The sequence below is a fragment of the Mycolicibacterium vaccae NBRC 14118 = CIP 105934 genome, from assembly GCF_001552715.1.
Taxonomy (GTDB): Bacteria; Actinomycetota; Actinomycetes; order Mycobacteriales; family Mycobacteriaceae; genus Mycobacterium; species Mycobacterium vaccae.
On the sequence record NZ_BCRS01000325.1, the window covers coordinates 1 to 1,810 of the forward strand.

The window sequence follows — 1,810 nt, forward strand, 5'->3', positions numbered from 1 at the left end:
GCCCCGAACGACTCCTCCGCCCACCCGAGGAGCCAGAGTCGATGAGCTCCAACGACATTGCTGCGGCGGCCGAGCCCGCCGACAGTGGGAAGGTCAGCGACGCCGAGCCTGGCGAGCCCCAGCCGACCGGCGATCCCGGGCAACCTGGCGGACCCGCACCACCCGATAACGAAGCGGCCTGACCCATCGCCGCACTTTTCGAATGCCGGAGCTGTATTGGTCAGCGGAGTTGGGGTGCCGGCAGCAGACAGTGGTGTGCACACTGTCGATCTGTTGTGTCCCGTGATCTGTTGTGTCCCGTGATCTGTTGTGTCCCAAGGGCCAGGTCACGAGATACCGCCGTCACTCGCGTGCGCGTCTCAACTCCCGCCGCGACGACACCCCGAGCTTGGCGAAGATCCTGCCGAGGTGCCATTCCACGGTGCGCGGGCTGATGAACAGATGGGCGGCGATCTCGGAGTTGGTGTATCCGTCGCCTGCCAGCCGGGCGATATAGCTCTCCTGCGTCGTCAACGCCGCCACTGACCTGTCGACGCGCTGCTTGTGCTCGGGCTCACCGGCGGCGCGCAGCTCTCGGCGCGTCCGCTCGGCGAAGCCGTCGGCGCCCATCTGGGCGAACATCTGGAACGCGACGCGCAGTTCGTCGCGCGCCTCGGCTCGGCGGTTCTCGCGCCGCAGCCACTCGCCGAAGATCAGGTGAGTGCGCGCAGCAAGGACTCTCAGGGGTGAGCGCTCCAATTCCGTTACTGCAGTGCGATATTCGTGCTCAGCAGCCGGACCCGCAGTGACAAGCGCCTTTGCGCGTGCCGCGTAGCCGAGCGCGGTGGCGGTACCGGTTACCTGGGCCCGTTCGGCCAACTGTGCCGCCGCCGTTTCGGCGATGCCGGGATTCCCGGACCGGGCAGCGGCCTCGACGGTCTCGTTGAGCAGGTGGCCGTACATTCCCACGTCGTCGTACTCCAGGGCCGACGTGCACGCCGCCAACGCCTCGTCGTACCGTGCCAGGCCGGTGTGCAGGATCGCCAACGAGAACAGCACGACGGTGATCTCGCTGCCCTCCCCACGGGCGGTCGCATCCCTGATCGTGGCCTGCGCGAATTCTTCGGCCAGCTGCTCCTGTCCCCGGCAGGCAGCGAGATAGGTGTGGATGGAGCGGTGCGGAGGGGCACCCGTCGCATGCGAGATCGCTTCGGACTGCTCGAGCAGCTCCGCCGCGTGGGCGAAGTCGCCGGAGGTGACACATGCCCCGGCAAAGGTGGTCAACGCGGCAGGCAGCACCGTCAATTCGCCTGCGACGCGCAGCAGGTCGAGTTGCCGGACGTTGAGCGAGCTGTAGACGTCCTGATCGAACAGATCGAGCAGGACCCTCAGCGTGATGTCGTGCCACCGCGGATCCGCGGTGCCCTCCTCGTCTTCCCTGAGGTACTGACCGATCGCCTTCTGCAACAGGGGTGCGGCGGCCGCGTGTCCTTCGGTGAGTCGTACGACGATGCCGTCGAGGAAGAGGTCTGCAGCAGTCGGTGGGCCGAGCGGCGGTGGGGCGTGCCGGGCTGCGGCGGCTATCGCGGCGGCGGACGACCGCTGCCCGGCGTAGAGGCGACCGACGATCATCGCCGCCATCAGCGCCTCCAGATACGTGTCGCGGGCCAGTACGGTGTCCAGCGGACGCAGTCTTTGCGCGGCGGCCAGGAGCAGCGGAGGGGCGTCCCGACCCCGTTGGGCGGCAAAGGCGATCTTGGCCCGGAGTAGATCCACACGGGCACCGAGCATTTCGTCGTCGACGCCGGCCACCGCCGCCAGCAGCCGGTCC

The 1,810-nt window shown here is 68.1% G+C and carries 1 protein-coding gene and 1 pseudogene; one reads left to right on the top strand and one right to left on the bottom strand.

The genetic code is table 11. The features are described 5' to 3' along the window. Positions 1 to 182, top strand: a pseudogene (locus MVA01S_RS31785) (HNH endonuclease signature motif containing protein); the annotation flags it as partial. Positions 183 to 342: 160 nt separating this feature from the next. Here the strand turns inward: MVA01S_RS31785 and MVA01S_RS29705 are convergent. Further along, positions 343 to 1,810: helix-turn-helix transcriptional regulator (locus MVA01S_RS29705; protein WP_169801792.1), on the bottom strand; the 1,468-nt coding region annotated here is incomplete at its 5' end.